The following is a 26,383-nucleotide window of genomic DNA, read 5'->3' as shown; positions in this document are numbered from 1 at the left end:
CACCGCTGTCGTGCGGCCGACCGGCATATTCACCGGCGGCCGCACGGACCGCAGTTGACGCGGGGCCCTTCGGCCGGGCGGTTCAGTCGCCCGATGTGCCGCCCTTGCGCGACGACTTCGCCTCCTCGGACGCCTTGGCCGCCCGGTCCAGCGCCGCCTTGAGCTTCTTCTTGGCCGCGTCGTACGCGCCCAAGTCCTTGCGCTCGAGGGCCTTCTCGCCGTCCTCGTAAGCCTTCTCGGCGTCGTTCAAGGCCTGCTGCACCGTCTGGTTGGCCGGCGGCTCCTCGCCCGTCCCGCCGCCGGGCGGCTTGGTGCCCGTGCCCGGCGCCTTCTTGCCGAAGACGACATCCAGCGCATCGTCGAGGGAGTCCCCCAGCACCGGCTTGTTGTCGCCGTAGCTGACCAACACCTTCTTCAGCAACGGGTAGTTGGTGCCGGCGCCGCGCAGATAGACCGGTTCGACGTACAGCAGCCCGCCGCGCAGCGGCACGGTCAGGAGATTGCCGTACTCGATCTCCGAATCGCCCTTCTTGAGGATGTTGAGCTCATTGGCGATCGTGGGATCGGAGTTGAAGTTCGACTGCGCGAGCTTGGGACCGGGCACCGGTGTCTGCGCGGGCAGTTTCAGCACTCTGATCTTGCCGTAGTCGGGACTCGTCGCATTGGCGTCGACGGCCATGAACGCGCCCAGGTTGTCCTTCTTACTGGGCGTGAAGGTCGTCGTCAGCGAGAAGGCCTGGCCCTTCTGGTCCGGCATCTTCATGCTCAGGTAGTACGGCGGCACGGCGTTGCCCGACTTGTTCGTCGGGTCGCTCGGGACCTGCCAGCGCTCCGAACCGGAGTAGAACGTGCCCGGGTCGGTGACGTGGTACGTGGTCAGCAGCTGCCGCTGCACCTTGAACAGGTCCTGCGGATACCGCAGATGCGCCTTCAGATCGGGGCTGATCTCGCTCTTCTTCTTGACCGTGCCCGGGAAGGACTTCATCCAGGTCTTGAGGACCGGGTCCTTCTCGTCCCACTGGTAGAGCTTGACCGAGCCGTCGTAGGCGTCGACCGTCGCCTTGACGGAGTTGCGGATGTAGTTGACCTGGTTCTGCTGGGCCACCACCGCCCGCTGCCCGTCGGTGAGCGAGTCGGCCGTGGTGTCGCCGAGCGTGGTGCGCGAGGCGTACGGATAGCCGTTGTTGGTGGTGTAGGCGTCCACGATCCACTGCAGGCGGTGGTTGATGACCGCGGGATAGGCGTCGCCGTCGATGGTCAGCCAGGGGGCGACGGCCTCGACCCGTTCCTTGGGGGTGCGGTTGTACAGGATCCGCGAATCCTTGCCGATCGCACCGGAGTAGAGGATCTGCGGCTCCCCGAACGCCACCGCGTACGCGGCGCGGTTGACCGGGTTGTCGAGGTTCACCCCGCTCTTGCCCGTGTAGCGGTAGCTCTTCTCCCCCTTGTCGTCGGAGTAGTCCAGCTCCTTCTGCGGACCGCCGACGATGGAGTACTGGGTGGTCTTCTCGCCGTAGTACACCCGCTGCTGGTACGTGCCCAGGTGCCCCTTGGCCGGGAGGTCCGACTCGCTGTACACCGGCGCACCGCCGGCGTCGGTCTCGGTGCCCTTCGCGGCGACCGCACCGTAGCCGTGGGTGTACTTGAAGTGGTCGTTGATCCAGTTGTGGTCCGGGATACCGGCGATGTTCAGCTCGCGCAGACCGATGACGGTGTCCTGCTCGGCACCGTCCTTGTCCTTGTACCGGTCGACGTCGAGGGTGGACGGGAACTGGTAGTAGGCCCGCACCTGCTGCTGTTGCTGGAAGGCCGGCGAGACCACATTCGGGTCCAGCATCCGCATGCTGGCCGTGCTGCCGGCCTCGTCCCGCAGCCGCTGGCTGTCCTCCTTGTCGGCGGGCTTGTAATTGCCCTTGTACGCCTTGACCTCGGAGTCCTGGATGTCGTACGCGTCCCGGGTCGCCTTGATGTTCTGCTTGATGTACGGCGCTTCCTTGCTGGCCTCGTTGGGCTGCACCTGGAACTTCTGGACGATCGCCGGATACAGCCCGCCGATCAGGACCGCCGAGAGCACCATCAGGCCGAAGCCGATCACCGGCAGCTGCCAGGTGCGGCGCCACAGGGTCGCGAAGAACAGCACCGCGCAGATCGCGGCGATGAAGAACAGGATGGTCTTGGCCGGGAGATAGGCGTTGGCGTCCACATAGCGCAGGCCCACCCAGTTGTCGGCCGACTTCAGACCGCTGGACTTCACCGCCAGGCCGTACCGGTCGAGCCAGTACGCGACGGCCTTGAGCGAGACGAAGAGGCCCAGCAGCACCGACAGATGACCGGTGGCGGCCGCCGTCGCGCGGGAGCCGGGGCTGGTCACCCGCAGCCCGCCGTAGAGGTAGTGGGTCAGGGCGGCGGCGACCAGGCACAGCACCGCGCAGGCGAAGCCGAAGCTCAGCAGGAAGCGGTACCAGGGCAGATCGAAGGCGTAGAACGAGACGTCCAACTTGAACTGCGGGTCTTTTTGCCCGAACTGCACACCATTGACCCACTGGAGCCAGGTGCGCCACTCACCGGACGCCGAGGCGCCCGCGATCAGCCCGACCACCGCGGTGATCGCGATCAGGGCCCATTTCTTGAAGGGCGCGATGCCCATCCGGTAGCGGTCCAGGCTCTGCTGTTCCATGGACATCGCGCTCAGCGGCGGTCGCAGCCGGTGTGCCAGCCAGATGTTGACGCCGACGGCGACCGCCATCACGGCGCCGAAGGCGAAGAACAGACCGATCTTGGTCCACAGAGTGGTGGTGAAGACCGAGGAGTAATGGACCGAGCGGTACCAGAGCCAGTCGGTCCAGAACCCGGAGAACATCACGAAGAGCATGGCCAGCACGGCCAGTGCGCCCAACGTCATGAGGAGGGTCCTGGCCCGCCTGGACGGTCGGCCGACTCTGATCCGTGGCCCGGAAGGGCCGGAGCCGCGGTCCGGCATCTGGAAAGCCAAGGTGCGCACCTCGAAGTTCGCTGTTGTGTGGAACAGGCCCGGCGATAGTAGGACCCAGTGATGCAACTTACGAAGGCTTTACTCGGTTCCCGATTTCCGGGACGGACAAGGCACGATGTGAGGCATGACCAACCTCCCCGTTGACGGCACCCCCCTCGCCGGCGACCCGCTGACCCGCGCGGTACTCGAAATCGACGAGTACGCCGCCGGGCTCGGCTGGGACCAGCCGGCCCGACTGTTCGCCCTCGTCGACACCGCCAAGCTGCGCGAGCAGGAGCCCTCGCTCGCCGCCCAGCTCGGCATCGACGACTCCACCACCGCTTCCCTGACCCCCGTCGAGCAGGACGAGATCCCGGCCGGCGCCCCGCTGGACGAGTTCCTCGCCACCATCGCCTGGCCGGACGCCGTCACCGGCTGCGCGCTGACCGTGGAGCGGCTGATGCTGCCGCCGTCCGCCGAGGACTCCGTGCCCGAGGGCATGGACGAGGCCCAGCTCGCCAAGTGGGTCGCCGAGCACCCGGACCGCCAGGAGGTCCGGATGACCGTGGCCGTACTGCGCGACGGCAAGCGGGAATCGGCGCTGCGGCTGCGCGAGAAGGACTCCACGTCCGAGGTGCTCACCGGCTCCGCCCTGGTGCCGGGCCTCGCGGACGCGCTGTCGGCGACCTTCGAGGCGTAGGCCCCCACCGCACCCTTGGGGTGCCCCCTACGACCGGCCTGCCGGGCTGCAGCTCGGCAGGCCGGCGGTGTCTCCCGAACTGATCTTTTTCAGCGCCTTGACGGCGTCGCCGATGGTGCCGACCTTCACCAGGGTCAGGCCCTTGGGAGTGTCCTTGGCGGCGGCAGCGCAGTTGGCCTTGGGCGTCAGGAAGAACTGCGCGCCGTTGTCCCGGGCGCCGACCGTCTTCATCGAGATGCCGCCGATCGGGCCGACATTCCCCTTGTCGTCGATCGTGCCCGTACCGGCCACGAACTTGCCGCCGGTCATGTTCCCGGGCGTGAGCTTGTCGACGATGCCGAGCGCGAACATCAGACCGGCGCTGGGCCCGCCGACATCGGCCAGCTTGATGTCGATGGGGAACGGGAAGATGTGGTCCACCCCGGCCTGGATGCCCACGACGGCCCGGCCGTCGTCCGCCTTGGCCGTGGTGATGGCGATCTGCTTCTGCCCGCCGGCGGGCTTCTTGCCCTTCTTCTCCGTGGCGGCCGCCACCTTGGCGGGGATGACCGTGAAGACCGTCTTCTCGCCCGGCTTGTGCCGGGTGACGAGCTTGGCGACATCGCCGGCCGCCTTGATCTGCTTGCCGTCCACCGCCTTGATCACATCGCCCGCGTGCAGCAGCCCGTCGGCCGGCTTGTCCTTCACGACGGAGGCCACCACCGTCTGGCTCCCCACCGGGATGTGCAGCTGCCCCAGCGCCGCGGCCTTGGCGCTCTCCTGGGACTGGCTGAATTCCTCGGCGTTCTCCTGGTCGGCCTGCTCGGCCGTCTGCCCCTCGGGGTAGAGCGTCTTGTGCGGCACCACGGTGGCGTCGTGGTCGAGCCAGCCGGCGAACGCCTCGAAGAGGTTCATGGTGTAGTCGGGGCCGGTGACCCGGACCGTGGTCATGTTGAGATGCCCGGTCGGCTGGCCGTGCTCCGGATACGTCGGGTGTCCGGAGATCTGCAGCACCGGCTCGTTGTCATGATCGCCGAGGGTGTTCACGGTCGGCCCGGGCGACATCTCGGCATACGGCACGGGGATCAGCACCCCCGCGCAGAGCAGCGCTATCAGCATCAGGGTCGAGGCGAGCAGCGTGGCGGTGCGGCGTGGCATGGAACGACAGTACGGGACGAGTATGACAACCGGCCCGCGGGGCCGTCCGTAAGGGGACGGGCACAGGCGGCGGTTGCTGGTGCGTATGCCCGGAGAGGGTCAGGCGGCGTCCGAGGCGGGGTCGGAAGCGGAATGCTCTCGCTCCATCGCCTCACGGAACCGGGCGTAGCCGGCGAGCTCCGCGCCGTCCCCGGATTTGCGGGTTCGTTGGGTCCAGGTGCTCCACACCGTGGCGATGAGCGCAGCCAGAACCGGAACCAGCAACCACAGGAGCGCACCCACAGCGACCTCCCAACCCCTTGTACGACCGCAAGCGACGATTAGCAGATTAACCATCCGATAGGTCAACGCTTACGCCAGGGGGCGGGTTACGCAACCGGAGCAATGGCGGCCGGCGCCCCCGTTAAACCCCTACCCACTCCTCTGCACCATCAGTGAACGTCTGGTGCTTCCAGATGGGAACCTGGTGTTTGAGGTCGTCGATGAGCCTGCGACACGCCTCGAACGCCTCGCCCCGGTGCGGGCAGGAGACCGCCACGACGACCGCCAGATCGCCGATGGCCAGATCACCCACTCGGTGTACGGCGGCCAGCGCCCGGACGGGGTAGTCGGCGACCACCTTCTCGGCGATACGGCGGATCTCCGCCTCGGCCGAGGGGTGCGCAGAGTAGCCGAGCCCTTCGACGTCCGCACCGCCGTCGTGCGAACGGACCGTACCGACGAACAGCGCCGTGCCGCCCGCCGCGGCGTCCCCGACGGCCGCGAAGACCTCGTCCACGGACAGCGCGGTGTCACGGAGCGCGATGAGCCGGATCGGGTCCGCGGCGGCCCGCTCGCCGGGGTGGTCGCGGCCGGTGGCTGGTGTATCGGCTGACATGCCCCCATCGTGCCGCACCGGGGGCACGCGCGGAAATGGCCGATTCCACCGGGCGTACAGGTCGGCGTATGGAGGCTCGCACAGGTGCGGACCGGCCGGCCGCGATCAGATACGGCGGCGGGCCTTGCGGGCGCGGCGGACCAGTGCGGCGGTGCCCAGGAGGGCGACGGTGGCGCCGGCGGCACCGGCGGCGGTCGCGTCCTTGCGGCCCAGGCGTCGGCCCGCGACGGTGTGCCGCCCGGAGACCTCCTCCAGGAGCTCGGCCAGTACCTCCTCGTTGGTCCACTTCGGCCGCCAGCCCGCCTCGTGCAGTCGGCTGCCGCTGACCACCCAGGGGTGCATGGTGTACGCGAGGTCCCCGGCGGGCGACGGGGTCAGCCCGATGCGGTGCAGCCGGGCGGCGGCCCCCAGGGCCACCGAGGACGGCAGCTCCATGCGCCGGATCCCGGACAGCTCCTCGACCTCCTCCTGTTCCAGCCAGCCGTCGCAGCCGACCGCCAGCTCGCCGTCGACCTTCTCCAGGGCGGCGTACTCCAGGGCGCTGACCAGGTCCTCGACATGGCAGAACTGCCAGGCGGGGCGGGATCCGGCGACGACCAGGAGGCGGGGCGACTCGAAGTAGCGGGTCAGCGCGGTGTCGGTGCCGCCCACCAGGACGGTCGGGCGCAGCACCGTGACGTTCAGGCCGGGGTGGGCGCGGGGCGCCCGGTGGGCCAGGTGCTCGATCTCCAGGAGGTCGCCGACACCGGTGGCGTCCGCGGTGGCCCGCAGCTCGGCGTCCTCGGCCAGCGGAACATCGTTGTCGGGCAGCGCGCCGTAGACCATGGCGGAGGTGCACAGCACCACCCGGTGGACGCCGGCGGCCGCGGCAGCGGTCAGGACGGTCTGGGTGCCGCGCACGTTGTAGGCGGTGCGGGCGGCGGCGTCGGTCTCCAGGTCGAGATCGAGCGCCAGGTGGACGACGACGTCGGCGCCGCGCAGTTTGTCGGCAATGGCCGGGTCCCGGACGTCGAGGACATGCCAGTGGGCCTCGGCGACGTCGCCGCGCCGCTCGTCGATGGCGACGACCTGCTTGATCTCGTCGGATGCCACCAGGGCACGGGTGAGCAGCGCGCCGACCCCGGAGGCGGCTCCGGTGACGGCCACGACGGGCCGCCGCAGCGGCCGGTCCGTGGCGCCGCCTGTGCCGTCGCCGGCCGGCTCGGGCTTGGCCGCAGCGTTTCGCGCTGCGCGAACGGTCGGATCTGGGGAACTCACCGGGCGTCTCCAGCGGTTGAATTCAGTACGCACGCGACATGACGCGTACGTACCAGGTGCGTCCATCCTGCCGCAGGCACCGCTCCGGCGAAGCACCGAGCCCCGAAGCGGGCGGGGTGTCTACGCTGGAGGTGATGTCGGGCAGCCGCCGTCGGCCCTGTGCCGGTGGCCCTACGAGCCGAGGAAACCCGTGAGTGACACCCCATTTGGATTCGGCCTTCCGCCGGAGGAGCCGGAGGACGGCGACAACGGCAAGAAGAAGGGCGGCCAGGGAGGTAGCCAGGGCCCCGCGGACCCCTTCGGGTTCGGCGGCGGGAGCGGCGGCGCGGACAATCCGTTCGCGGCGCTCTTCGGCGGCATGGGCGGCCCCGGCGGCGAAATGAACCCTGGCGATCTGGGCGCCGCCTTCCAGAAGCTCGGGCAGATGCTCTCGTACGAGGGCGGCCCGGTGAATTGGGAGATGGCCAAGGACATCGCGCGGCAGACCGTCGCGCAGGGCGCCGAGGACGGCAGCAAGGACGCGAGCCTGTCGCCGGGCGAGCGCTCCGCCGTCGAGGAGGCCGTCCGGCTGGCGGACCTGTGGCTGGACGGTGTGACGTCGCTGCCGTCGGGGTCCGGCACGGTGGTGGCCTGGAGCCGCGCCGAGTGGGTCGAGGAGACCCTGCCGGTGTGGCAGGACCTGGTCAACCCGCTCGCCGAGCGCGTCGGGGCGGCCATGGGCGATGTGCTGCCCGGCGAGATGCAGGCCATGGCGGGTCCGCTGCTCGGCATGATGCGCTCCATGGGCGGCGCGATGTTCGGCACCCAGATCGGGCAGGCGCTGGGCGTGCTGGCCGGTGAGGTCGTGGGGTCCACGGACATCGGGCTGCCGCTGGGCCCGGCCGGGAAGGCGGCGCTGCTGCCCGGGAACATCGCCGGGTTCGGCGAGGGCCTGGGCGTCCCGGAGGAGGAGGTGCGGCTGTATCTGGCGCTGCGCGAGGCCGCCCACCAGCGGCTGTTCGCCCATGTGCCGTGGCTGCGCTCGCATCTGTTCGGTGCCGTCGAGGGCTATGCGCGGGGTATCAAGGTCGACACGACCAAGCTGGAGGACGTGGTCGGCCAGATCGACCCGCAGCATCCCGAGGAGCTGCAGAACGCCCTCCAGCAGGGCATGTTCCAGCCCGAGGACACCCCGGAGCAGAAGGCCGCGCTGGCCCGTCTGGAGACCGCCCTGGCGCTGGTCGAGGGCTGGGTGGACGCGGTGGTGCACGCCGCCGCCAAGCCGCATCTGCCGTCGGCCGACAAGCTCCGCGAGACGCTGCGGCGCCGCCGGGCGAGCGGCGGACCGGCCGAGCAGACCTTCTCCACGCTGATCGGCCTCCAGCTGCGCCCGCGGCGGCTGCGGGACGCCTCGCGGCTGTGGGCGCTGCTGACCGACGCCCGGGGTCTGGACGGCCGCGACGGCCTGTGGGCGCACCCCGACATGCTGCCGACGGCGGCCGACCTGGATGATCCGGACGCTTTTGTCCACCACGAGCAGCTGGATTTCTCCGAGCTCGACAAGATGCTGGGCGAGGCCGCGAGCGGCGGAAAGCCGGATGCGGGCACTCCGGATGCGGGCAAGCCCGCCGAGGGTGAGACGGACTCCGGTGACGGCAAGGGTGACGGCGACAAGTGAGTCTGCGCGAGGACGCGGCGCGGGTGCTCAAGGAGTGGCCCGCGCCGTCGGCGGATCAGGAACGGCTGCGGCTGGCATATCTCGACCATCTCGCCGCCCATCAGGACGGTATGTGGAAGCCGTGCAAGGACGGGCACATCACGGCGAGCGCGCTGGTGATCGATCCGGCCGGCGGACGGGTGCTGCTGACGCTGCACCGCAAGCTGGAGATGTGGCTCCAGATGGGCGGGCACTGCGAGCCGGAGGACGCCTCTCTGGCGGACGCGGCGCTGCGTGAGGCGCGCGAGGAGTCCGGGATCGCCGAGGGGCTGACGCTGCTGCCCGGCGGTCCGGTGCGGCTGGACCGGCATCACACGCCCTGCGCCTGGCATCTGGACGTGCAGTACGCCGCGCTGGCGCCCGCGGGCGCGGTGACGGCGGTCAGCGACGAGTCGCTGGATGTGCGCTGGTTCCCGTACGACGAGGTGGCCTCCGTCGCCGACGGGTCGGTGGTGCGGCTCGTGGAGCGCACTCGCGCGCTCCTGTAGCAGTGCGCACCCGCGCACTGCTCTGAACGGCAGCCGACCGGCAGCGGTCTTACGCGTCCGGCGCCCGTCCCTTCCCGGGACGGGCGCCGGATGTCTGTCCGCGGCGGGTCAGTTGGTGAAGATGTTGCCCTGGTTGGCTCCGTGGGCACCGTGCTGGCCCATGCCGAACTGGGCGGCCATACCGGAACCGATCACGGCGTTCTGCGGCGGCAGCAGCTCGCTGGGCTGCACCAGCGCGTACCCCTGCCCGAGGAAGCTGAGCTCCCAGCCCTCGCCCGTGTTGCCGCGCCGCCGCCACACACCGGAGGAGTGCGTCTGCGCCTGCATCTGCACCCGCAGCGACTTGGACCAGGCGACCACCGCATCGGCGTCGGCGTTGACGTACTTGTCCGGCGTGACCTGCATCATCAGCGGCTGGCCGGAGGTCATCAGCACGACCTTGCCCTGCCCGGAGATGTTGAGCTGGTACTTGCCGGTGCCGGAGATGCCGTACTGGCTGTCGATGGAGACGACATCCCAGTGGAGGGCGGAGTCCAGCGCCAGGACGTAGCTGCCGTCGACGGTCAGGCCCTGGTGGTCGACGTCGACGACATGGATGTACTGGGCGAGGTTGGCCAGGTAGACCGTGCCCTGCCCGGAGACCCGCATGAGGTCGAGGCCCTCGCCGGACATGGCACGGGCGTGGTGCTGCCCCTGGGTCTGGTAGTTGCCCTCGAATTCGAGCAGTCCCTGGTAGGCGACCATGGTGCCCTTACGGGCGAGGAGGTCCTCGTGGCCCTCGAGGGTGACCCGCAGCAGCTGTTCGTTCTGCAGGGCGTAGCGGTCCTGGGTCTGTGTCTCGGTGAAGGCGAAAAGCGGACTCTGCATGACGGTTTCGGTCCTCCCCCTCAGCCCCGGGCCCGGAGCCGGTCGGTGCTGTCCTCGCTGGGCTGGACGACGACGAACCCCTGGCCGGAGAAGCCGAGTTGGTACGCCTCGCCGCTGCCGCGCCCGATCATCGAGGACGCCTTGAAGCTGCGCTTGCCCTTCATCTTCAGGTTGGTGGACCAGGCGACGAGGGCATCCGGGTCCACATAGGTCTCGTCCTCGCCGCGGCCGCAGTCGACGACGATGGGTGTGCCCCGGGAGGTCAGCGCGACCCAGCCGGTGCCGGCGATGCCGACGTTGAACAGGCCCTGGCCGGCGAACTTCGCCATCCCCTTGACGCGCTGCACGCCCCACTGGAGGTGGGCGTCGAAGGCCAGGATGTTGGTGCCGTTGACGGAGAGCGCGTCGTCGTTGAGGTTGATGCAGACCACGTCGGCGCCGTAGTCGGCGAGGAAGAGCAGGCCGTCGCCGGAGCACTTCATCAGCGGGGCGCCCTCGCCGGTGAGCCACTGGGAGGCCATCTGGCGCACTGCGGGCGGGTTGGGCTCGTACTGGACGAAGCCTTCGTAGGCGACCATCGAGCCGGTGCGGGCGAAGACGTCCTGGCCGCTCTGCATGGCGATCTTCACCATGGCGTTGCCGTGGTTCTCCATGCGGGCGGCGGGCGGGGTCGGGGCGTAGCCCGACAGCTGCTGCTGGGTCATGATTACGGGCTCCCTCAGACCTCGTAGGGCTGGACGACGATGAAGTTGCCGGGCGCACCGCGGAACTGGAGGTTCACGGTCTCGCCGGAGTGGCCGGGGTAGGCCTGCCGGCGCACGCTCACCTGGCTGGAAATGATCACCTGGGAGGCGGCGGACCAGGCCACGATGGCGTTGGCGTCGGCGAAGGTGGTCGGGGTGACCGGCAGCACGACGGGCGTGCCCTGGGTCTTGACGACGATGGTGCCGGTCCCCTGGAACTGCATGGTGAACAGGGCGCCGCCGGGGATGCCGTGGCCCTCGATCCGGCGGACCTCGTGCTGCAGCGACTCGTCGAAGGCGAGCACGGCCTCGGCGGAGACGCAGATGGCGTCGCCCTGCAGCTCGATGGGGTGGACATGGGCGCTGTTCTCGGCGAAGAACACCTGGCCCTGGCCGGTGCAGCGCATCAGCTGCATCTCCTGGCCGGTGGCGTTGCCGGTGATCCGGCCGCGGAAGCCGGCGCCCTTGTAGCCGAAGTCGACCTTGCCCTGGTAGAGGACCATGCTGCCCTGCTTGGCGAGCACCGGCTGGCCGTCGACGCCGAGGTCGACGCGGATCAGCTTGGCGTTCTGCGGGGTCCAGCGCTGGCCGTTGGGGGCTTCCTTGTACTTGTCCAGTACGACGCCGAGGCCGGGGCCGCCGCCCTGGGGAGCGGCGGGGGCCTGGCCCGGGTACGGGACGCCGGGGGGCTGCTGGCCCGGCTGGCCGTACGGGGCGGGCTGGCCGTAGGGGGCCTGCTGGCCGGGGAACTGGCCGGGGGCCGGCTGGCCGGGCGCGGGCTGGCCGTACGGCGGTGCCTGCGGGGCCTGCGGGGCCTGCTGGCCGGGGTAGCCGCCGGGCGCCGGCTGGCCGTACGGCTGCTGCGGTCCGGGCTGGCCGGGCACTCCGGGCGGCGGCGGCATCTGGCCACCGGGCGGGACCATGGGCGCGGCGATGGTCGGGGCGTTGTGCACCTGGGGGGCGACCGGCTGCTGGGGCTGCTGCGGGGCGGCCGGGGGCGCACCCTGGGGCGGGCCGAAGTCGGGCGCGGGCTGCTGCGGGGCCACGGGAGCGGGAGCCGGTGCGGGCGCGGGGGCCGCCGGGGCGGGGGCGCCGAAGGACGGTGCGGGCGCGGGTGCTCCGCCGCCGGGCGGCGCGAAACCGGGTGCGGCCTGGGCCGCGGCGGGCGCCTCGGGCTGGGCCGCCGCCTCTTCGGCGACCTCGCCGCCGAAGTTCTTCAGCAGCGCCTCCAGGCCGCCGTCGAATCCCTGGCCGACGGCGGCGAACCGCCAGACGTCCTTGAGATAGAAGTCGCCCAGCATCACGGCGCGTTCGGTGGAGAACTCGCTGCCGTTGAAGGAGTAGCGGGCGACCTCCTCGCCGCCGGCCACGATCCGGATGTAGCCGGGGCCGATCTGGGAGACCTGGCCCGCGCCGTCGAGCGCCGCCGTGAAGGACAGCTTCTGGATGTGCGGCGGGATCTTGTCGAGGGTGACCCGGAAGGACTCGGCGTCGCCGGCCTGCGCACCGAGCAGCTGGATGGACTCCTCGGGTGACTTGGGCTGGTTGAAGAAGATGAAGTAACGGTCGTCGGACAGCCGTTCCGCGGCGTCCAGACCGAAACAGCTGATGTCGAAGGTCAGCCCGGGACCGCCGATCTGCACGCCGACGTACAGATCCGTGCCCCCGGTCAGGTCACTGATCTTGGCCTTGTGGCCGCGCTGGAATTCCCTGGCCATACGTTACGACCGTCCCCCGCTCCCGCTGTGAGTTCGTCTCGCGCCAGGCTAACCGCTGTCACCGACAGCGGGCGATGCCGGGGCACCGGCCGGCTCACCGGGCGCGGGTCATTCACGGCGAGCGGCGGGCAAATGCGGCAACCTGTCGGCCGCGACCACGCCTTCGAGATAGCCACGGGCCCGTTCCGTACGCGGATAGGACTCCAACAGCTCCCAGAACCGCGGGCCGTGGCCGGGGACGAGGAGATGCGCGAGCTCGTGCAGCAGGACGTAGTCGATGACGTACTCCGGCATGCCCTGCAGCCGGTGCGACAGACGGATGCTGCCCTCGGCCGGGGTGCACGAGCCCCAGCGGGTGTTCTGGTTGGTCACCCAGCGCACCGACGCGGGCCGGGCCCGGCCCTCGAGGAACTGCCCGGACAGCCGCTCGGCCCGGTCGGCGAGCTCGCCGTCGCCCAGGATCCGTTTGCTTTCCTGAGCGGCCAGCTTGTCCAGCATGACGACGACCCAGCGCCGTTCCTCGGCCTCGGACATACGGGCCGGGATCAGGACCACCGTACGGTCGCCCTCGCGGTACGCGGAGACCGTTCTGCGCCGCCGTGAGCTGCGGCGCACCTCGACCGCGCTGGTCGCCGGCCGTCGGGCCTCCGGGCTCGGGGCAGCCCTTCGCGAGGTGTCTGCGGCGCGGCGCAGGGGGGTCTCTCCGGAGCCGCGTGGGGAGGGGTCGGCGGGCACGCGCCCGACGTTACCCGCTGGCACTGCGCGAAGTCCCGCCCGCCGGACGGTTCGCCACCGAAACACCCCATGGCGTGCACGACCGGTATGACCAACACCGCACCCTGTCCGCGGCCTGTGGATAACTCCCCGCCGGTTCCGCATCCACGGCATGCTGAGGGCAGGACGACGGACGACGGGGGCGGATCGTGCATCCGATGCTCAAGCCCGCGCTGCGGCGCGGCTGGCGGGACAGGGAAACGGTACGGATCGGTGTGGCGCCGGCCCATGCGAAGGTGGTGGGCCCGGTCGGCCCCGCGACCGGCTGCTTTCTGGACCTGATCGACGGCACGCGGAGCATACGGCAGCTGGTCAGGGCGGCCGGGGCGCTCAGGCTCGGGCCCGCGCACGCGCGGGGTGTGGTCGCACGCCTCGGCGCGGCCGGGCTGCTGGAGACCCCGGCGGCGGGGGGCCCGGCGGCCGATGCCGTGCGGGCGGACGGCCCGGGGTTCGACCGGCTGCGGGCGGATCTGGCGTCGCTGTCGGTACGGCATCCCGAAGCCGCGGGCGCCCTGGGGCGGATGGGGGCACGCCGGGCGGTCCGGGTGCGGGTGTGCGGGGCGGGCCGGGTGGGGGCCGCGGTCGCGGCGCAGCTGTCGGCCGCGGGGATCGGCGGGGTGGAGGTGCTGGACGGCGGCGTTGTCGCGGCGTGGGACGTCACACCGGGCGGGCTGTCTGCCGAGCGGATCGGTGAGCGGCGCGATGTCTCCGCGCGGCAGCTGGTGCGGCAGTCCTCGCCCTGGAGCCGCGCCCCACGTCCGCGGGGCGCGGGGAGCGGTTCCGGCGAGGCCGGACTGTCCCTGGTGGTGCTCGCCCCGCGCGACGGCCTCGGCGCATACGCCCCCGACCCGGTTCGCTCCGCGCCGCTGGTCACGGCCGGCATCCCGCATCTTTACGCCGGGGTGATCGAGGGCACGGGTGTGGTGGGTCCGCTGGTGGTCCCGGGCGCTTCGGCGTGCGCGCGCTGCGATGAGTTACGGCGTACGGATGCGGAGCCGGCCTGGCCGCGGCTGCTCGCCCAGTGGCGGTCCGGGCGCGCGTCCCGGGCGGTGCCGGCCTGCGACACCGCGCTGGCGGCGACGGTGGCCGGGCTCGCCGCCGTACAGGCACTGACGTTCCTCGACGGTGAACTCCCGCCCTGCACAGGGGCGCGGATGGAGCTCGCCCTGCCGTGTGCGAGCGTGCGCACAGCGGTGATCGCGCCGCATCCCGAATGCGGCTGCGGTGCCTCCGCCTCATCGATGGAGCGGGCGCCTCGGATTTTCGAATACGAGACGCCACAATGACGGAGTAACCCCGGTAGGGGACAGTGTGAGTTGGAGGGGCGCATGTCTGATCTTCCCCGCAAGGCGGTCACCCGCACCGCCAAGCTGGCCGCGCTGCCACTGGGGTTCGCCGGCCGTGCCACCTGGGGCCTGGGCAAGCGGATAGGGGGCCGATCGGCCGAGCTCGTCGGCCGTGAGCTGCAACAGCGCACCGCGGAGCAGCTCTTCAAGGTGCTCGGCGAGCTGAAGGGCGGTGCGATGAAGTTCGGGCAGGCGCTGTCCGTGTTCGAATCCGCGCTGCCCGAGGAGATCGCCGGGCCGTACCGTGCCGCGCTGACAAAGCTGCAGGAAGCGGCGCCGCCGATGCCCACCAGCACGGTGCACTCGGTGCTCGCCGAGCGGCTCGGTGACGACTGGCGGACGCTGTTCGAGGAGTTCGAGGACAAGCCGGCCGCCGCCGCGTCCATCGGGCAGGTGCACCGGGCCGTATGGCACGACGGCCGCGAGGTGGCCGTCAAGGTGCAGTACCCGGGGGCCGGTCAGGCACTGCTGTCGGATCTCGCCCAGCTCAGCCGGTTCGCGCGGCTGTTGGGGCCGCTGATCCCGGGCATGGACATCAAACCGCTGATCACCGAGCTGCGCGACCGGGTCTCCGAGGAGCTGGACTACGCCCTGGAGGCCGAGGCCCAGCGGGCGCATGCCGAGGAGTTCGCCGAGGACCCGGACGTGGTCGTGCCGGCCGTCGTCCATCAGAGCGACCAGGTGCTGGTGACGGAGTGGATGGAGGGCGTACCGCTGTCGGAGGTGATCAAGGACGGCACCGAGGAGCAGCGGGACCGGGCCGGTCAGCTCCTGGCCCGGTTCCTGTTCTCCGGCCCGGCCCGCACGGGCCTGCTGCACGCCGACCCGCACCCGGGCAACTTCCGGCTGCTGCCCGGGGACGACCCGGACGGGCCCGCCGGACAGTGGCGGCTGGGGGTGCTGGACTTCGGCACCGTGGACCGGCTGCCCGAGGGCCTGCCGCCGACCATCGGCACCTCGCTGCGGATGACGCTGGACGGCGAGGCGGACGCGGTCTATCAGCTGCTGTGCGAGGAGGGCTTCGTCAAGGAGACCATCGAGCTGGACCCGGACGCGGTCCTGGACTATCTGCTGCCGATCATCGAACCGGCGCAGGCGGAGGAGTTCACCTTCACCCGCGACTGGATGCGCCGTCAGGCGACCCGGGTCGGCGATCCCCGCTCCCCCGCCTATCAGTTGGGCAAGCGGCTCAATCTGCCGCCGGCGTATCTGCTGATCCACCGTGTGACCTTGAGCACGATCGGGGTGCTGTGCCAGCTGGGGGCGACGGTCCGGCTGCGGGACGAGCTGGAGGCCTGGCTGCCCGGGTTCGTGGCGGAGGAGGCCACGGCGGAGGAAGCGGACCCCGGCGCGGACATCGAGGCGGACCTCGACGGGAATCTCGACGGGGGTCTCGACGCGGAGACCATCGCGGAGACCGCCGGGGATAGCCGGGCCTGAGCGCGCCGGGCCACAGCAGCGGGCGGCGCGCCGGTCACCGCCCGCTCCGGCCGCCCGCACTCACCACCAGCTGGAGTCCAGGCGGCCCTCGATGGCCCGGATGTTCTCCCGCGCGCAGGCCTCGCAGAAGTATCGGCGCTCGCCGTTCTCGACGGAGCAGGTCCAGGTCGGCGGTGTGCCCTCGGCGACCGCGCCGCAGCCGGCGCACACGGTGTGGTCGCCGGTCAACTCCGCCCGTTCATGCGTCTTCTGTTCCACCATCCGACGATATCCCCGCGAGCGGCATCAACCGGGACACAACGCCGCACGGGGCCCGCCCTGTCGGACGGACCCCGTGCGAAGGATGCAGACCCCCGTTACTGCATCACGACCGTTACTGCATCACGGCCATGGCCAGCGCCCGGCGGGCACGCAGCGACGCGCGCTCGGCACGCCGCTGCATACGCCGCGCGGCGGCGAGCCGATGCGCCCTGCGTTCGGACTCGGCCTCCCGCAGGCGTTCATGCATATGCGCACGTGCCAGGGCTTCTGGGATGAGTTGCATGGCGTGGTTCCTGTTCTGACGCGACTCGATCGCGTCGGCGTTCACGGGGACGGGTGTGTGGGTGAAGGTGGGGTTCATCGTGGGGTCCTGCTTCTTGGGATCCCGTGTGACGGGACGGTCGATCGTTCCTGTGCCGGTGGTGTTCATGCCGCGACCGGGTTCTTGCGCGGACGGCCACGCGGACGCTTCCGGGGCACGACAACGCCCTGGACGAAGAGCTCGCCGCCCCAGACGCCCCACGGCTCGCGGCGGTCCTTGGCGCCGGCGAGGCAGGCCTCACGGACCGGACAGCTCTGGCACAGGGTCTTGGCGTACTCGACGTCGGCCGGGGACTCGGCGAAGAAGACCTCGGGGTCGTAGGTGCGGCACGGAACAGCGGCGCCGAGGCGGTCGATCTCGTCGTCGAGCTCGGTGAGGGGCAGCAAGGAGTTCTCCTGGGGGTCGGGCGGAGGGATCAGGTCGGTGGCTACGGACGGGGTGTGCGTCTGGAGTTGCACGGTGTGTGTTCCTCGTCTGTGGTGGCCCGCTGGTGGCAGGCGTGTGGGGCAAACAAAAGGGCCGCGGATCCCGGTGTGGGTTCCGCGGCCCTGGAAGGTGCCGACCTGATCTGCCGATCAGGCTGGATCTCTCCAGGGTTCGAGGCCGCGGTAGGCCCACATTTCATGCTGCTTCTGGTACTGCTTCCGGGATTCGGCACCGTTGGCCGCCGCGAAGGCAAAGGCATTCGCCCCAGCCGCCACTGCTACTGCCGCAGGTGCCTCGGTCGGTCGCTCGGTGCGCTCACTGCGCGTCAGCACAGGGAGAATCTCGGGGCGCGCGACCAGGGAGCCGGAAAGGCGGCCGGAGCCGGACAGACCGGTGCCCAGGAGCGAGGAGCCGAGGGTGCAGGTGGCGACGACCGAGAGATCGGTCATTTTGTTGGTCTCGATGAAGCTGATCACTGGGCTCGCCTCCTCTCGGCGTCTCGGTGGACCGGGAAATCCCGTTCCAGGCTTGTTCAAGTACAGCACGGATCCATCGGATCTCGGAAGATTCCGTTGTCTCCGTTGCTTGTGAAGGCTATGGGGCTGTGCTCCACACACGCAAACTATTTTTCCGACGAGTTTTCCGCGGCGCCTTCGGATGCCTCCTCCGGCACGTCCACGAGTTCCTCGCCGGCGCAGAGTGCCAGCACATCTGCCCCGTAGCGGTCCAGCTTTCGCCGTCCCACTCCTGAGATGCCGGCAAGCTCCGCTTCGGTTCCCGGAACCGCCTCGGAAATCGCCATCAGGGTCTTGTCGGTGAAGACGCAGTACGCCGGCTGCCGCGTTCGGGCGGCCTGTTGGGCGCGCCAGTCCCGCAGCCGCTCGTAGAGCTCCTCGTTCATCTCCGACGGGCAGTCCTCACAGCGCATCAGCTTCATCTCGCCGGCGTCCGTCAGGGTCTTGTTGCAGACCCGGCAGCGGGCCGGACGGCGGTCCCTGCGCCGGCTCGCCCCGGCCCCCGGCGCCGCGCCGCCGCGCTCGACACCGCCTGCGGCGCCACCGGGCGCCCGGCGCCCGGCCGTCGGCCCGGAGCCGGGCCGCAGCCCGCTGAGGAACCGGCTGGGGCGGCGCACGGCACGGCCGCCGGGCGAGCGGGCCAGCGACCACGACAGCGCGAGATGGCGGCGGGCGCGGGTCACTCCCACGTACAGGAGCCGGCGCTCCTCCTCCAGCTGCTCGTCGGTCTTGGCGTAGGTGATCGGCATCATGCCTTCGGTGAGGCCCACCAGGAAGACGGCGTCCCACTCCAGGCCCTTCGCGGCGTGCAGCGAGGCCAGCGTCACGCCCTCGACGGCCGGGGCGTGCTGGGCGGCGGCCCGCTCGTCGAGCTCGGCGACGAGGTCGGCGAGGGTGGCCCCGGGGCGCGCCGCGGCGAACTCCTCGGCGAGCCGTACCAGCGCCGCCAGGGATTCCCAGCGCTCGCGCACCGCCCCGGACCCGGCGGGCGGCTCGCTCGTCCAGCCCATGTCGCTGAGCACCGCCCGCACCTCGGACGGCAGGCCCACCGCGTCGTCGAGCAGCGCGTCATTGCCGCCGAAGCGGGCGGCGCCGCGCAGCTTGACCCCGGCCTCGCGCACCTCGGGCCGTTCGAAGAACCGCTCGGCCCCGCGCAGCTGGTAGGGCACGCCGGCGTCGGCCAGCGCCTGTTCGTAGACCTCGGACTGGGCGTTGATACGGAAGAGGACGGCGATCTCGCCGGCCGGGACCCCGGAGGCGATGAGGTCGCGGATGCGGCGGGCCGTGCCCTCCGCCTCGGCCGGCTCGTCGGCGTACTCCACATAGGCGGGCTCCGGTCCGGCCGCGCGCTGCGAGACCAGCTCCAGGCGGTGTTCGGCGGCGCGGCCCCTGGCCTGGGTGAGCAGGCCGTTGGCGAGGTGGACGACCTGCGGGGTGGAGCGGTAGTCGCGGACGAGCCGGACGACCGTGGCGTGCGGATGGCGGGTACGGAAGTCGAGCAGATGGTCCGGGGTGGCGCCGGTGAAGCTGTAGATCGTCTGGCTGGCGTCGCCGACCACGCAGAGGCTGTCGCGGTCCCCCAGCCACAGCTCCAGCAGCCGCTGCTGGAGCGGGCTGACGTCCTGGTACTCGTCCACCACGAAGTGCTGGTACTGCGCCCGGACCTGCTCGGCGATGTCCTGCCGGTCCTGCAGCACTCCGACCGTGAGAAGCAGCACATCCTCGAAGTCGATGACGCCCCGGTCGCGCTTGAGCTGCTCGTACGTCCCGTAGATCTGCCCGATCTCGGCCGGGTCGCGCGGGGCCTGGCGCCCGGCCTTGGCGACCGCGGCCGGATAGTCGGCGGGCACGGTCTGGGTGACCTTGGACCACTCGATCTCGGCGGTGACGTCCCGCAGCTCGCTGCGGTCGAGCCGGATGCGGCAGCGGGCAGCGGCCTCGGCGACGGACTGGACCTTGCGCTCGAGCAGCCGCGGGACCTCCCCGCCCACGGCCTTGGGCCAGAAGAACTGCAGCTGCCGCAGGGCCGCGGAGTGGAACGTCCGGGCCTGGACGCCGCCCGCGCCCAGCTGCCGCAGCCGCCCCCGCATCTCGCCGGCCGCGCGGGCGGTGAAGGTGACGGCGAGCACACTGGCCGGCTGCAGGATCCCGGCCCGGACGCCGTAGGCGATCCGGTGGGTGATCGCACGGGTCTTTCCCGTCCCGGCTCCGGCCAGCACGCACACCGGACCGTGCAGGGCCGTCGCGACCTCGCGCTGCTCGGGGTCGAGCCCGGCGAGCACCGCGTCGGCCCCCTCCGGCATCGCCGGAAACTGGGACGCCGCGGGGACCTGCGGGAAAAGAGACGAGTGCGTTGCTGGTGTCACCCCGCCATGCTGCCAGGTCCGCGAAGCGGTGCGGAAAGTTGTCCACAGGCCCCGGCACCGAGGGGGCGGGAATGGTTCGGGGCCCCCGAGCGTTGACCCCCCAGTCGCCGCCCTGGGCACCGGGTCCGGGGCGGCTTGCACGACGAGATGTGAGGAGCGCGGGGCGCATGGCGGGCACGGTGACGATGTACAGCACGACCTGGTGCGGATACTGCCGTCGGCTGAAGAGCCAGATGGATCGCGAGAAGATCGCGTACACCGAGATCAACATCGAGCAGGATCCGGAGTCGGCGGCCTTCGTGGAGAAGGCGAACGGCGGCAACCAGACGGTGCCCACCGTCCTGGTGGTCCCCCCGGGCGGCGGCGAGAACATCGTGATGACGAACCCGAGCCTGGCCCAGGTCAAGCAGGCCCTCGCGGTCTGACCCGCGCACGCCACGCCCCCTCCGGCCGGCTCACCGGAGGGGGCGGCGTCGTCAGGGCTTGGGCAGCGGCTTGCCGTACCAGAGCTCGATGAGCCGGGCGGCGATGGAGATGCCGTACGGCGGGAGGACCTCGCCGGATTCGAAGGCGGCGCGCAGGTCCTCGCGGGAGAACCAGCGGGCCTCCTCGATCTCCTCGCCGTCGACCTGGATCTCGGAGGACGTGGCGCGGGCCATGAAGCCGAGCATCAGGCTGGAGGGGAAGGGCCAGGGCTGGCTGGCGATGTACTCCACGTCGCCGACGACGACGCCCGCCTCCTCGAAGACCTCGCGGGCGACGGACTGCTCGATGGACTCGCCGGGCTCGACGAAGCCGGCGAGGGTGGAGAAGCGGCCCTCGGGCCAGTGGACCTGGCGGCCCAGGAGCGCGCGGTCCTCCTCGTCCGTCACGAGCATGATCACGGCCGGGTCGGTGCGCGGGTAGTGCTCGGCGCCGCAGGCCGGGCAGCGGCGGATATGGCCCGCGGCCGCGATGACGGTGCGCTCGCCGCAGCGTGAGCAGAAGCGGTGCAGACGCTGCCAGTTCTCGAGGGCGACGGCGTGCACGAGGAGTCCGGCGTCGCGGGGGGACAGCAGCAGTCCCGCCTCGCGCAGGCCCGCCGGGCGGGCGGACTGGTCCATCCGGCCGGGAAGGGCGTCCTTCTGGAGGGCGAAGTAGCTGACGCCGTCGTCGTCGGTGCCGAGGTAGTAGCGGTGGGCCTCGGTCAGCGGCGCCTCGAAGGACGGCGTCATGATCAGTTCGGTGCGGCCGTCGGGGGTGTCGTCGATCAGCGCCTGGCCTCCGGACACCACGAAGACACGGGTCGTCGGGTGGCTCCAGGCCGCCGCCAGCCACGCCTCGTCCAGGCGGTGGTGAGCGGCCCGGTCGATTCCGCTCGGTGCGCTGAAGGTGATCGGCCGGTCGGTGCTGTGGTCGGTCCAGGTGGTCACTGCTGTTTCCAACTCCCCCTGTGGCGTGGGTGATTGCTGCATACGGCGCGGAGCGGGGCGGCGGGGCGCGCGGTCAAGGCCTGCGCCAGGTCTCCGCCAGGTCGCCCCACAGGTGGGCGGCGGTCTCGACGCCCTTCATCAGCAGGTCGAGCTCGACCTTCTCGTTCGGTGCGTGCCAGCCGTCGGACGGGACGGAGATGCCGAGGAAGAGGACCGGGACGCCGAGGACGTCCTGGAGGTCGGCGGCCGGGCCCGAGCCGCCCTCACGGGTGAAGCGGATCTTCCGGCCGAAGGCCCGTCCCATGGCGCGGACGACGGACTGGAGCGCGGGGTGGTCGAGCGGGGTCAGACAGGGGCGGGTGGCGCCCCAGAAGGTGATCTCGTGGCGGATGCCGGCCGGGAGGCGGGCGGCGGCCCAGTCGCGTACGGACTGCTGGACGGCGGCCGCGTCCTGCCCGGCGACGAGGCGGAAGGAGAGCTTGAGCTGGGCGGCGGACGGGACGATGGTCTTGCCGCCGGGGCCCTGATAGCCGCCGGCGATGCCGTTGACCTCGGCGGTGGGGCGGGCCCAGATGCGCTCCAGGGTCGTGCTGCCGGCCTCGCCGAGGGCGGCGTGGGAGTGCGCGGTGCGCAGCCACTGCGCCTCGTCGAAGGGCAGCTCGGCGAAGAGTTCGCGCTCGCGGTCGGTGAGCTCGACGACGCCGTCGTAGAAGCCGGGGATCGCGACGCGGCGGTCATCGTCGTGCAGCGCGGCGGCCAGCCGGGCGGCCTCGGTGGCGGGGTTGGGCACCGCGCCGCCGAAGGAGCCGGAGTGGATGTCCTGGTCGGGGCCGTAGAGATCGATCTGGCAGTCCGTCAGACCGCGCATGCCGGTGCAGACCGTGGGGGTGTCCGCGGCCCACATGCCGGTGTCGGAGACGATCACGGCGTCGCAGGCGAGGCGGTCGGCGTGCTTCTGGACCAGGGCCGGGAAGTTCGGGGAGCCGGACTCCTCCTCGCCCTCGATGAGCAGCTTGAGGTTGACGGCGGGGGCACTGCGGCCGGTGGCGGCGAGGTGCGCGCGGACGCCCAGGGTGTGGAAGAACACCTGGCCCTTGTCGTCGGCGGCGCCGCGGGCGTAGAGCCGGCCGCCGACGGTCACCGGCTCGAAGGGGTCGGTGTGCCAGCCGTCCTCACGGGCGGCGGGCTGGACGTCGTGGTGGCCGTAGACGAGCACGGTCGGCGCGGCCGGGTCGCCGGAGGGCCACTCGGCGAAGACCGCGGGCAGGCCGTCGCCGTCGGTTTCCCAGATCTCGGCGACGGGGAAGCCCGTGCCGGTCAGCTTGGCGGCGAGCCATTCGGCGCTGCGGCGCACATCGGGGGCGCGGTCCGGGTCGGCGGACACGGAGGGGATGCGCAGCCAGTCGGCGAGGTCGTCGAGGAACGCTTCGCGGTGGCCGGCGATGTACGCGCGGACGGCGCTGTCCGGGGTGGTGCTCATACGGCCGAGCCTATCGGCCCTCCGGGGGAGGACGGTCGTCGGTCTCACCGAGCAGGATGCGCTCGAGCCCGGCCCGGCCGGGCAGCCGCCGGGGCCGGACGACCTCGCCGCTGCGGACATAGACGAAGGCGGCGCCCACGGCGGAGGGCGGCAGGCCGTGGCGCTCGGCCCAGGCAAGGCGGTAGATGGCGAGCTGGAGGGGGTCGGCGCCCGGGGTGCGCAGGGGGCCCCGGCCGCGGGGCTGGGCCCGGCTGGTCTTCCAGTCGACGATCTCGAAGCGGTCCCGGCCGCCCGCACCGCGCTCCTTGTAGACGGCGTCGATACGGCCGCGGATGACCCGGCCGGCCAGGGTCAGCTGGAAGGGGGCCTCGACGCGGTACGGGGTGCGGTGGGCGTACGGGGTGCGGGCGAAGGCCTCCTTCAGGGCCTCCAGCTCGTGTTCGTCGGCGATCTCGGCGTGGTCCGGTTCGTCGCCGGGGAGCTCGTCGGGGCCGAGCAGCGGCAGGGTGAGCTCCTCGAAACGGGACTCGACCCAGGCGTGGAAGCGGGTGCCCCGGCGGGCGCCGGGCTGCGGCGGGCGCGGCAGGGGACGGGCCAGCTCACGGGCGAAGCCGTCCGGGTCGCGGGCGAGGTGGAGCAGCTGGGTGGCGCTGAGGGAGGGCGGCAGCGGGACGTCGCGGACCGTGGCCCGGGAACGGCGCAGCTCGTCGGCGAGGGCGTCGAGATCGCGGTCCCAGGAGGCCACCGTCCGGCGCTCCTCGGGGAGGAGGGCGCGGGCGGTGTCCTCGAGGGCGGCCGGTGGGGCGGTGCGCTGGGCGATGATGCGGGGGGCGGGGTGTGGATCTTCGTACGGCCCGGCGTCCTCGCAGGGGTCGCGGGGAGCGTCGTACGGCTCGTCGAACGGCTCCTCATACGGCTCCTCATACGGCTCGTCGTACGGCGGCGGGGGCCACTCCGGGTCGTCGGCGAAGAGGGACCCGGGGGCGGGGACCGAAGGCACCGCTTGCTCCGGCCGCGCCAAGTGGCCCCGGACCCTGGCCGCCGCGGCCCGCCGCCGGGCGGTGGCGGCGGGGTCCAGGGGCAGCGGCCAGGCCTGTTCGGCGGCGGCCTCGGTGAGGGCGGGGTTCTCGGCGTCCTGCTCCGGGGCGTCGGCCCAGGCCTCGATCTCGCCGTGGCCGGCCTCGCAGTGGGCACGGAGGGCGTCGAGGAAGGCGGACGGGCCCCGGGGGCGCTTCTGGCTGGGGCCCCACCAGTGGCCGGAGCCCAGGAGGAGGGAGCGGGGGCGGGTGAAGGTGACATAGCCCAGGCGGAGTTCCTCGGTCTCCTGGTGGTCCTTCATCGCCTCCTTGAAGGTCTTCAGGCCGCGGGCGGCCCATTCCCCGACGTCGGGGAGGGTGGCGGCGTCGCCGCGCAGGGCGTGCGGCAGGACCTTGGGCTGGGTGATCCAGGACTCGCGGGACTGCTCGCTGGGGAACTGCTTGGCGACCAGCCCGGGGACGGCGACGACGTCCCATTCCAGGCCCTTGGACTTGTGGGCGGTGAGCACCTTGACGGTGTTGTCGCCGCCGGGGAGGGAGCTGTCGAGGCCCTTTTCGTGCTGGACGGCCGTGCGCAGGAAGCCCAGGAAAGCCAGCAGCGAGGCCTCGCCGTCGAGGGCCGTGCCGCCCTGTCGGGCGGCGAAACCGGCCGCGATGTCGAGGAAGGTGCCGAGGGTTTCGCGGCGGCGGGCGGCGAGGGCGTGCGGCGAGGCGGAGAGCTCGACCTCCAGGCCGGTGGTGGTCAGGACCCGGTGGAGGACGTCCATCAGCGGGTCGGCCAGACAGCGGCGCAGGTCGCGGAGCTCGGTGGCCAGGCGGGCGAAGCGGACCCGGGCCTCGGCGGAGAAGGGCAGGCCGTCGTCGGGGCCGTCGGCCTCCAGGAAGGTGTCGAGGGCGTCGGCCAGGGAGAGGGTCTCGGCCGGGTCGGTGCCCTCGACGGCTTCGGCGAGCCGCTGGTCGGGGTCGCCGGAAGGCGCGCCCTGGTGGACGAGCGTGCGGGCGCGGCGGCCCAGGAGGGCGAGGTCGCGGGGGCCGATGCGCCAGCGGGGGCCGGTCAGGAGGCGGACCAGGGAGGCGTTGGCGGTGGGATCCTGGAGCACCTCGCAGACGGCGACGAGGTCGGCGATCTCGGGGAGGTGGAGGAGTCCGGAGAGGCCGACGACCTCGACGGGGATGTCGCGGGCGACCAGTTCGCCCTGGATACGGGCGAAATCGCCGGCGGTGCGGCACAGGACGGCGATCTCGCCGGGCGGGGTGCCCGTCCGGACGAGGTGGGCGAGGGAGTCGGCGAGCCAGGCCAGCTCCTCGGCGTGGGTGGGCAGCAGGGCGCAGCGGACCGTGCCGTCGCGCTCGGCGCCGGGGGCGGGGCGCAGCGCTTCGACGCCTTCGTGCATCCGGCGCAGCGGAGCGGCGAGGCCGTTGGCGAGGCCGAGGAGGCGGCCGCCGCTGCGGCGGTTCTCGCTGAGGGCGAAGCGGCGGGCGGGGGTGCCGTCCCGGAAGGGGAAGTGGCGGGGGAAGTCGTCGAGGTTGGCGACGGAGGCGCCGCGCCAGCCGTAGATGGCCTGGCAGGGGTCGCCGACGGCGGTGACGGCATGCCCGGTGGGGCTGCCGCCGCCGGTCCCGGCGCCGAACAGTCCGGACAGCAGGAGCCGCTGGGCGACGGAGGTGTCCTGGTACTCGTCCAGGAGGACGACGCGGAAAGTGTCGCGCAGGGCCTGGCCGACCTCGGGGCGGGTGGTGGCGAGGGTGGCCGACAGGGCGATCTGGTCGCCGAAGTCGAGCAGATCGCGGCGGCGCTTCTCGTCGCGGTAGGCGCCGACGAGACCCAGGAGCTCGCGGCGGGCGCGGGCGGTTTCGGGGACCTTGCGCAGGTCGGCGTTGGTGAGCCGGATGCCGTCCAGGGTGGCGAGGAGGTCGCTGTCGTACGCATCGAGGCGGGCCGGGTCCACCAGGTGTTCGGCGAGCTCGCCGTCCAGGGCGAGGAGGTCCTCCACCAGCGCGGGCAGGGATTTGGTGAGGGCCGGATACGGGCCGGGGGCGGCGCGCAGGACGCGGGCGGCGAGCTGGAAGCGGGTGGCGTCGGCCAGGAGGCGGGCGCTGGGCTCGAGGCCGATGCGCAGGCCGTGGTCCTTCAGGAGCTGGCCGGCGAAGGCGTGGTAGGTGGAGATCCGGGGCTCTCCGGGCGGCTGGTCCGTGCCCGGGACGGCTTCGGGGTCCGTGACGCCCGCCTTGAGCAGGGCGGCGCGCACCCGCTCGGCGAGCTCGCCCGCGGCCTTGTTGGTGAACGTCAGCCCGAGAACTTCCTCGGGGGCGACCTGGCCGGTGCCCACCAGCCACACCACCCGCGCGGCCATCACCGTCGTCTTGCCGGATCCGGCTCCGGCCACGATGACCTGCGGGGCGGGCGGGGCGGTGATGCACGCCGTCTGCTCCGGAGTGAACGGGATGCCGAGGAGCTCCTTGAGCTGCTCGGGGTCGGTGATGCGGGCTGGCACATCCGAAACCGTAACGGGCGGCACTGACATTCGCGGCGGGCCGGGTCCCGTACGG

At 71.8% G+C, this 26,383-nt stretch carries 23 protein-coding genes; 6 read left to right on the top strand and 17 right to left on the bottom strand.

Annotated elements, in window-relative coordinates:
- Positions 1-82: 82 nt before the first annotated feature.
- Entirely contained in the window at positions 83-2,980 is a 2,898-nt protein-coding gene (locus tag ADL29_RS01340) for a UPF0182 family membrane protein (RefSeq protein ID WP_078970697.1), read from the bottom strand.
- Between the two features lie 136 nt (positions 2,981-3,116).
- On the opposite strand from ADL29_RS01340, the gene ADL29_RS01335 reads away from it, so the two are divergent.
- Entirely contained in the window at positions 3,117-3,671 is a 555-nt protein-coding gene (locus ADL29_RS01335) for a PPA1309 family protein (protein ID WP_053921942.1), read from the top strand.
- Positions 3,672-3,698: 27 nt separating this feature from the next.
- On the opposite strand, the gene ADL29_RS01330 is transcribed toward ADL29_RS01335, so the two are convergent.
- The 4 genes from ADL29_RS01330 to ADL29_RS01315 all read right to left on the bottom strand — a co-directional run bounded on the left by ADL29_RS01330 (position 3,699) and on the right by ADL29_RS01315 (position 6,942).
- Positions 3,699-4,808 (bottom strand): YlbL family protein, encoded by a 1,110-nt coding sequence (locus ADL29_RS01330; protein WP_053921941.1) that lies wholly within the window; start codon positions 4,806-4,808, stop codon positions 3,699-3,701.
- Positions 4,809-4,907: 99 nt separating this feature from the next.
- A complete protein-coding gene (locus ADL29_RS01325; RefSeq protein ID WP_046926100.1) occupies positions 4,908-5,090 on the bottom strand; it encodes a hypothetical protein in 183 nt (60 codons plus the stop codon).
- 121 nt (positions 5,091-5,211) lie between these two features.
- The gene (locus tag ADL29_RS01320) at positions 5,212-5,685 is read right to left on the bottom strand and encodes a molybdenum cofactor biosynthesis protein MoaE (protein ID WP_046926101.1); all 474 of its coding nucleotides are present in this window, start codon (positions 5,683-5,685) and stop codon (positions 5,212-5,214) included.
- A gap of 105 nt (positions 5,686-5,790) precedes the next feature.
- Positions 5,791-6,942, bottom strand: coding sequence for an SDR family oxidoreductase (locus ADL29_RS01315; RefSeq protein WP_078970644.1), 1,152 nt, complete (start codon positions 6,940-6,942; stop codon positions 5,791-5,793).
- A 190-nt stretch (positions 6,943-7,132) separates the two neighbouring features.
- Here ADL29_RS01315 and ADL29_RS01310 point away from each other — a divergent pair, with 190 nt between their 5' ends.
- Both ADL29_RS01310 and ADL29_RS01305 read left to right on the top strand, forming a co-directional pair.
- Positions 7,133-8,599 (top strand): zinc-dependent metalloprotease, encoded by a 1,467-nt coding sequence (locus tag ADL29_RS01310; RefSeq protein WP_053921940.1) that lies wholly within the window; start codon positions 7,133-7,135, stop codon positions 8,597-8,599.
- On the top strand, positions 8,596-9,126 hold the full coding sequence (locus tag ADL29_RS01305) for an NUDIX hydrolase (protein WP_053921939.1): 531 nt from the start codon (positions 8,596-8,598) through the stop codon (positions 9,124-9,126). The genes ADL29_RS01310 and ADL29_RS01305 overlap by 4 nt, the downstream gene beginning before the upstream one ends.
- Positions 9,127-9,234: 108 nt before the next feature.
- Here the strand turns inward: ADL29_RS01305 and ADL29_RS01300 are convergent, their stop codons facing one another.
- The 4 genes from ADL29_RS01300 to ADL29_RS01285 form a co-directional block, all read right to left on the bottom strand.
- Entirely contained in the window at positions 9,235-9,993 is a 759-nt protein-coding gene (locus ADL29_RS01300; protein WP_053921938.1) for an AIM24 family protein, read from the bottom strand.
- Positions 9,994-10,013: 20 nt separating this feature from the next.
- On the bottom strand, positions 10,014-10,697 hold the full coding sequence (locus ADL29_RS01295) for an AIM24 family protein (protein ID WP_046926105.1): 684 nt from the start codon (positions 10,695-10,697) through the stop codon (positions 10,014-10,016).
- A gap of 14 nt (positions 10,698-10,711) precedes the next feature.
- Complete coding sequence (locus ADL29_RS01290) at positions 10,712-12,454, bottom strand: TerD family protein (protein ID WP_053921937.1); 1,743 nt, start codon at positions 12,452-12,454, stop codon at positions 10,712-10,714.
- A 108-nt stretch (positions 12,455-12,562) separates the two neighbouring features.
- Entirely contained in the window at positions 12,563-13,189 is a 627-nt protein-coding gene (locus ADL29_RS01285; protein ID WP_107094862.1) for a M48 metallopeptidase family protein, read from the bottom strand.
- 197 nt (positions 13,190-13,386) lie between these two features.
- Here ADL29_RS01285 and ADL29_RS01280 point away from each other — a divergent pair, with 197 nt between their 5' ends.
- Positions 13,387-14,514 carry a TOMM precursor leader peptide-binding protein gene (locus ADL29_RS01280; protein WP_211274224.1) on the top strand — a complete coding sequence of 376 codons (1,128 nt, stop codon included), beginning with the start codon at positions 13,387-13,389 and terminating at the stop codon, positions 14,512-14,514.
- Positions 14,515-14,556: 42 nt separating this feature from the next.
- Entirely contained in the window at positions 14,557-16,014 is a 1,458-nt protein-coding gene (locus ADL29_RS01275) for an ABC1 kinase family protein (protein ID WP_053921936.1), read from the top strand.
- A gap of 60 nt (positions 16,015-16,074) precedes the next feature.
- Here the strand turns inward: ADL29_RS01275 and ADL29_RS01270 are convergent, their stop codons facing one another.
- From ADL29_RS01270 to ADL29_RS01250, 5 genes are all read right to left on the bottom strand, one after another.
- Entirely contained in the window at positions 16,075-16,275 is a 201-nt protein-coding gene (locus ADL29_RS01270) for a hypothetical protein (protein WP_053921935.1), read from the bottom strand.
- Between the two features lie 112 nt (positions 16,276-16,387).
- The gene (locus tag ADL29_RS01265) at positions 16,388-16,705 is read right to left on the bottom strand and encodes a hypothetical protein (RefSeq protein ID WP_046926110.1); all 318 of its coding nucleotides are present in this window, start codon (positions 16,703-16,705) and stop codon (positions 16,388-16,390) included.
- Complete coding sequence (locus ADL29_RS01260) at positions 16,702-17,055, bottom strand: WhiB family transcriptional regulator (protein ID WP_030413462.1); 354 nt, start codon at positions 17,053-17,055, stop codon at positions 16,702-16,704. The genes ADL29_RS01265 and ADL29_RS01260 overlap by 4 nt, the downstream gene beginning before the upstream one ends.
- A 117-nt stretch (positions 17,056-17,172) precedes the next feature.
- Positions 17,173-17,499, bottom strand: coding sequence for a hypothetical protein (locus tag ADL29_RS01255; protein WP_053921934.1), 327 nt, complete (start codon positions 17,497-17,499; stop codon positions 17,173-17,175).
- A 146-nt stretch (positions 17,500-17,645) separates the two neighbouring features.
- Positions 17,646-19,904, bottom strand: a complete 2,259-nt coding sequence (locus tag ADL29_RS01250; protein WP_078970643.1) for an ATP-dependent DNA helicase UvrD2 — start codon at positions 19,902-19,904, stop codon at positions 17,646-17,648.
- Positions 19,905-20,071: 167 nt separating this feature from the next.
- Here ADL29_RS01250 and ADL29_RS01245 point away from each other — a divergent pair, with 167 nt between their 5' ends.
- Positions 20,072-20,329: a glutaredoxin family protein gene (locus ADL29_RS01245; RefSeq protein WP_053921932.1), complete on the top strand. Its 258-nt coding sequence runs from the start codon at positions 20,072-20,074 to the stop codon at positions 20,327-20,329.
- A gap of 51 nt (positions 20,330-20,380) precedes the next feature.
- Here ADL29_RS01245 and nudC read toward each other — a convergent pair whose 3' ends face one another.
- The 3 genes from nudC to ADL29_RS01230 all read right to left on the bottom strand — a co-directional run bounded on the left by nudC (position 20,381) and on the right by ADL29_RS01230 (position 26,358).
- Positions 20,381-21,316 (bottom strand): NAD(+) diphosphatase, encoded by a 936-nt coding sequence (gene nudC / locus ADL29_RS01240; protein WP_046926114.1) that lies wholly within the window; start codon positions 21,314-21,316, stop codon positions 20,381-20,383.
- Between the two features lie 73 nt (positions 21,317-21,389).
- A complete protein-coding gene (locus ADL29_RS01235; RefSeq protein ID WP_053921931.1) occupies positions 21,390-22,796 on the bottom strand; it encodes a dipeptidase in 1,407 nt (468 codons plus the stop codon).
- Positions 22,797-22,806: 10 nt separating this feature from the next.
- Positions 22,807-26,358, bottom strand: coding sequence for an ATP-dependent DNA helicase (locus tag ADL29_RS01230; RefSeq protein ID WP_053921930.1), 3,552 nt, complete (start codon positions 26,356-26,358; stop codon positions 22,807-22,809).
- Positions 26,359-26,383: the final 25 nt, after the last annotated feature.

This window comes from Streptomyces chattanoogensis, assembly GCF_001294335.1.
GTDB lineage: Bacteria > Actinomycetota > Actinomycetes > Streptomycetales > Streptomycetaceae > Streptomyces > Streptomyces chattanoogensis.
The sequence above is the reverse complement of the archived record's forward strand: the minus strand, read 5'-3'. Positions and strand labels throughout refer to the sequence as shown.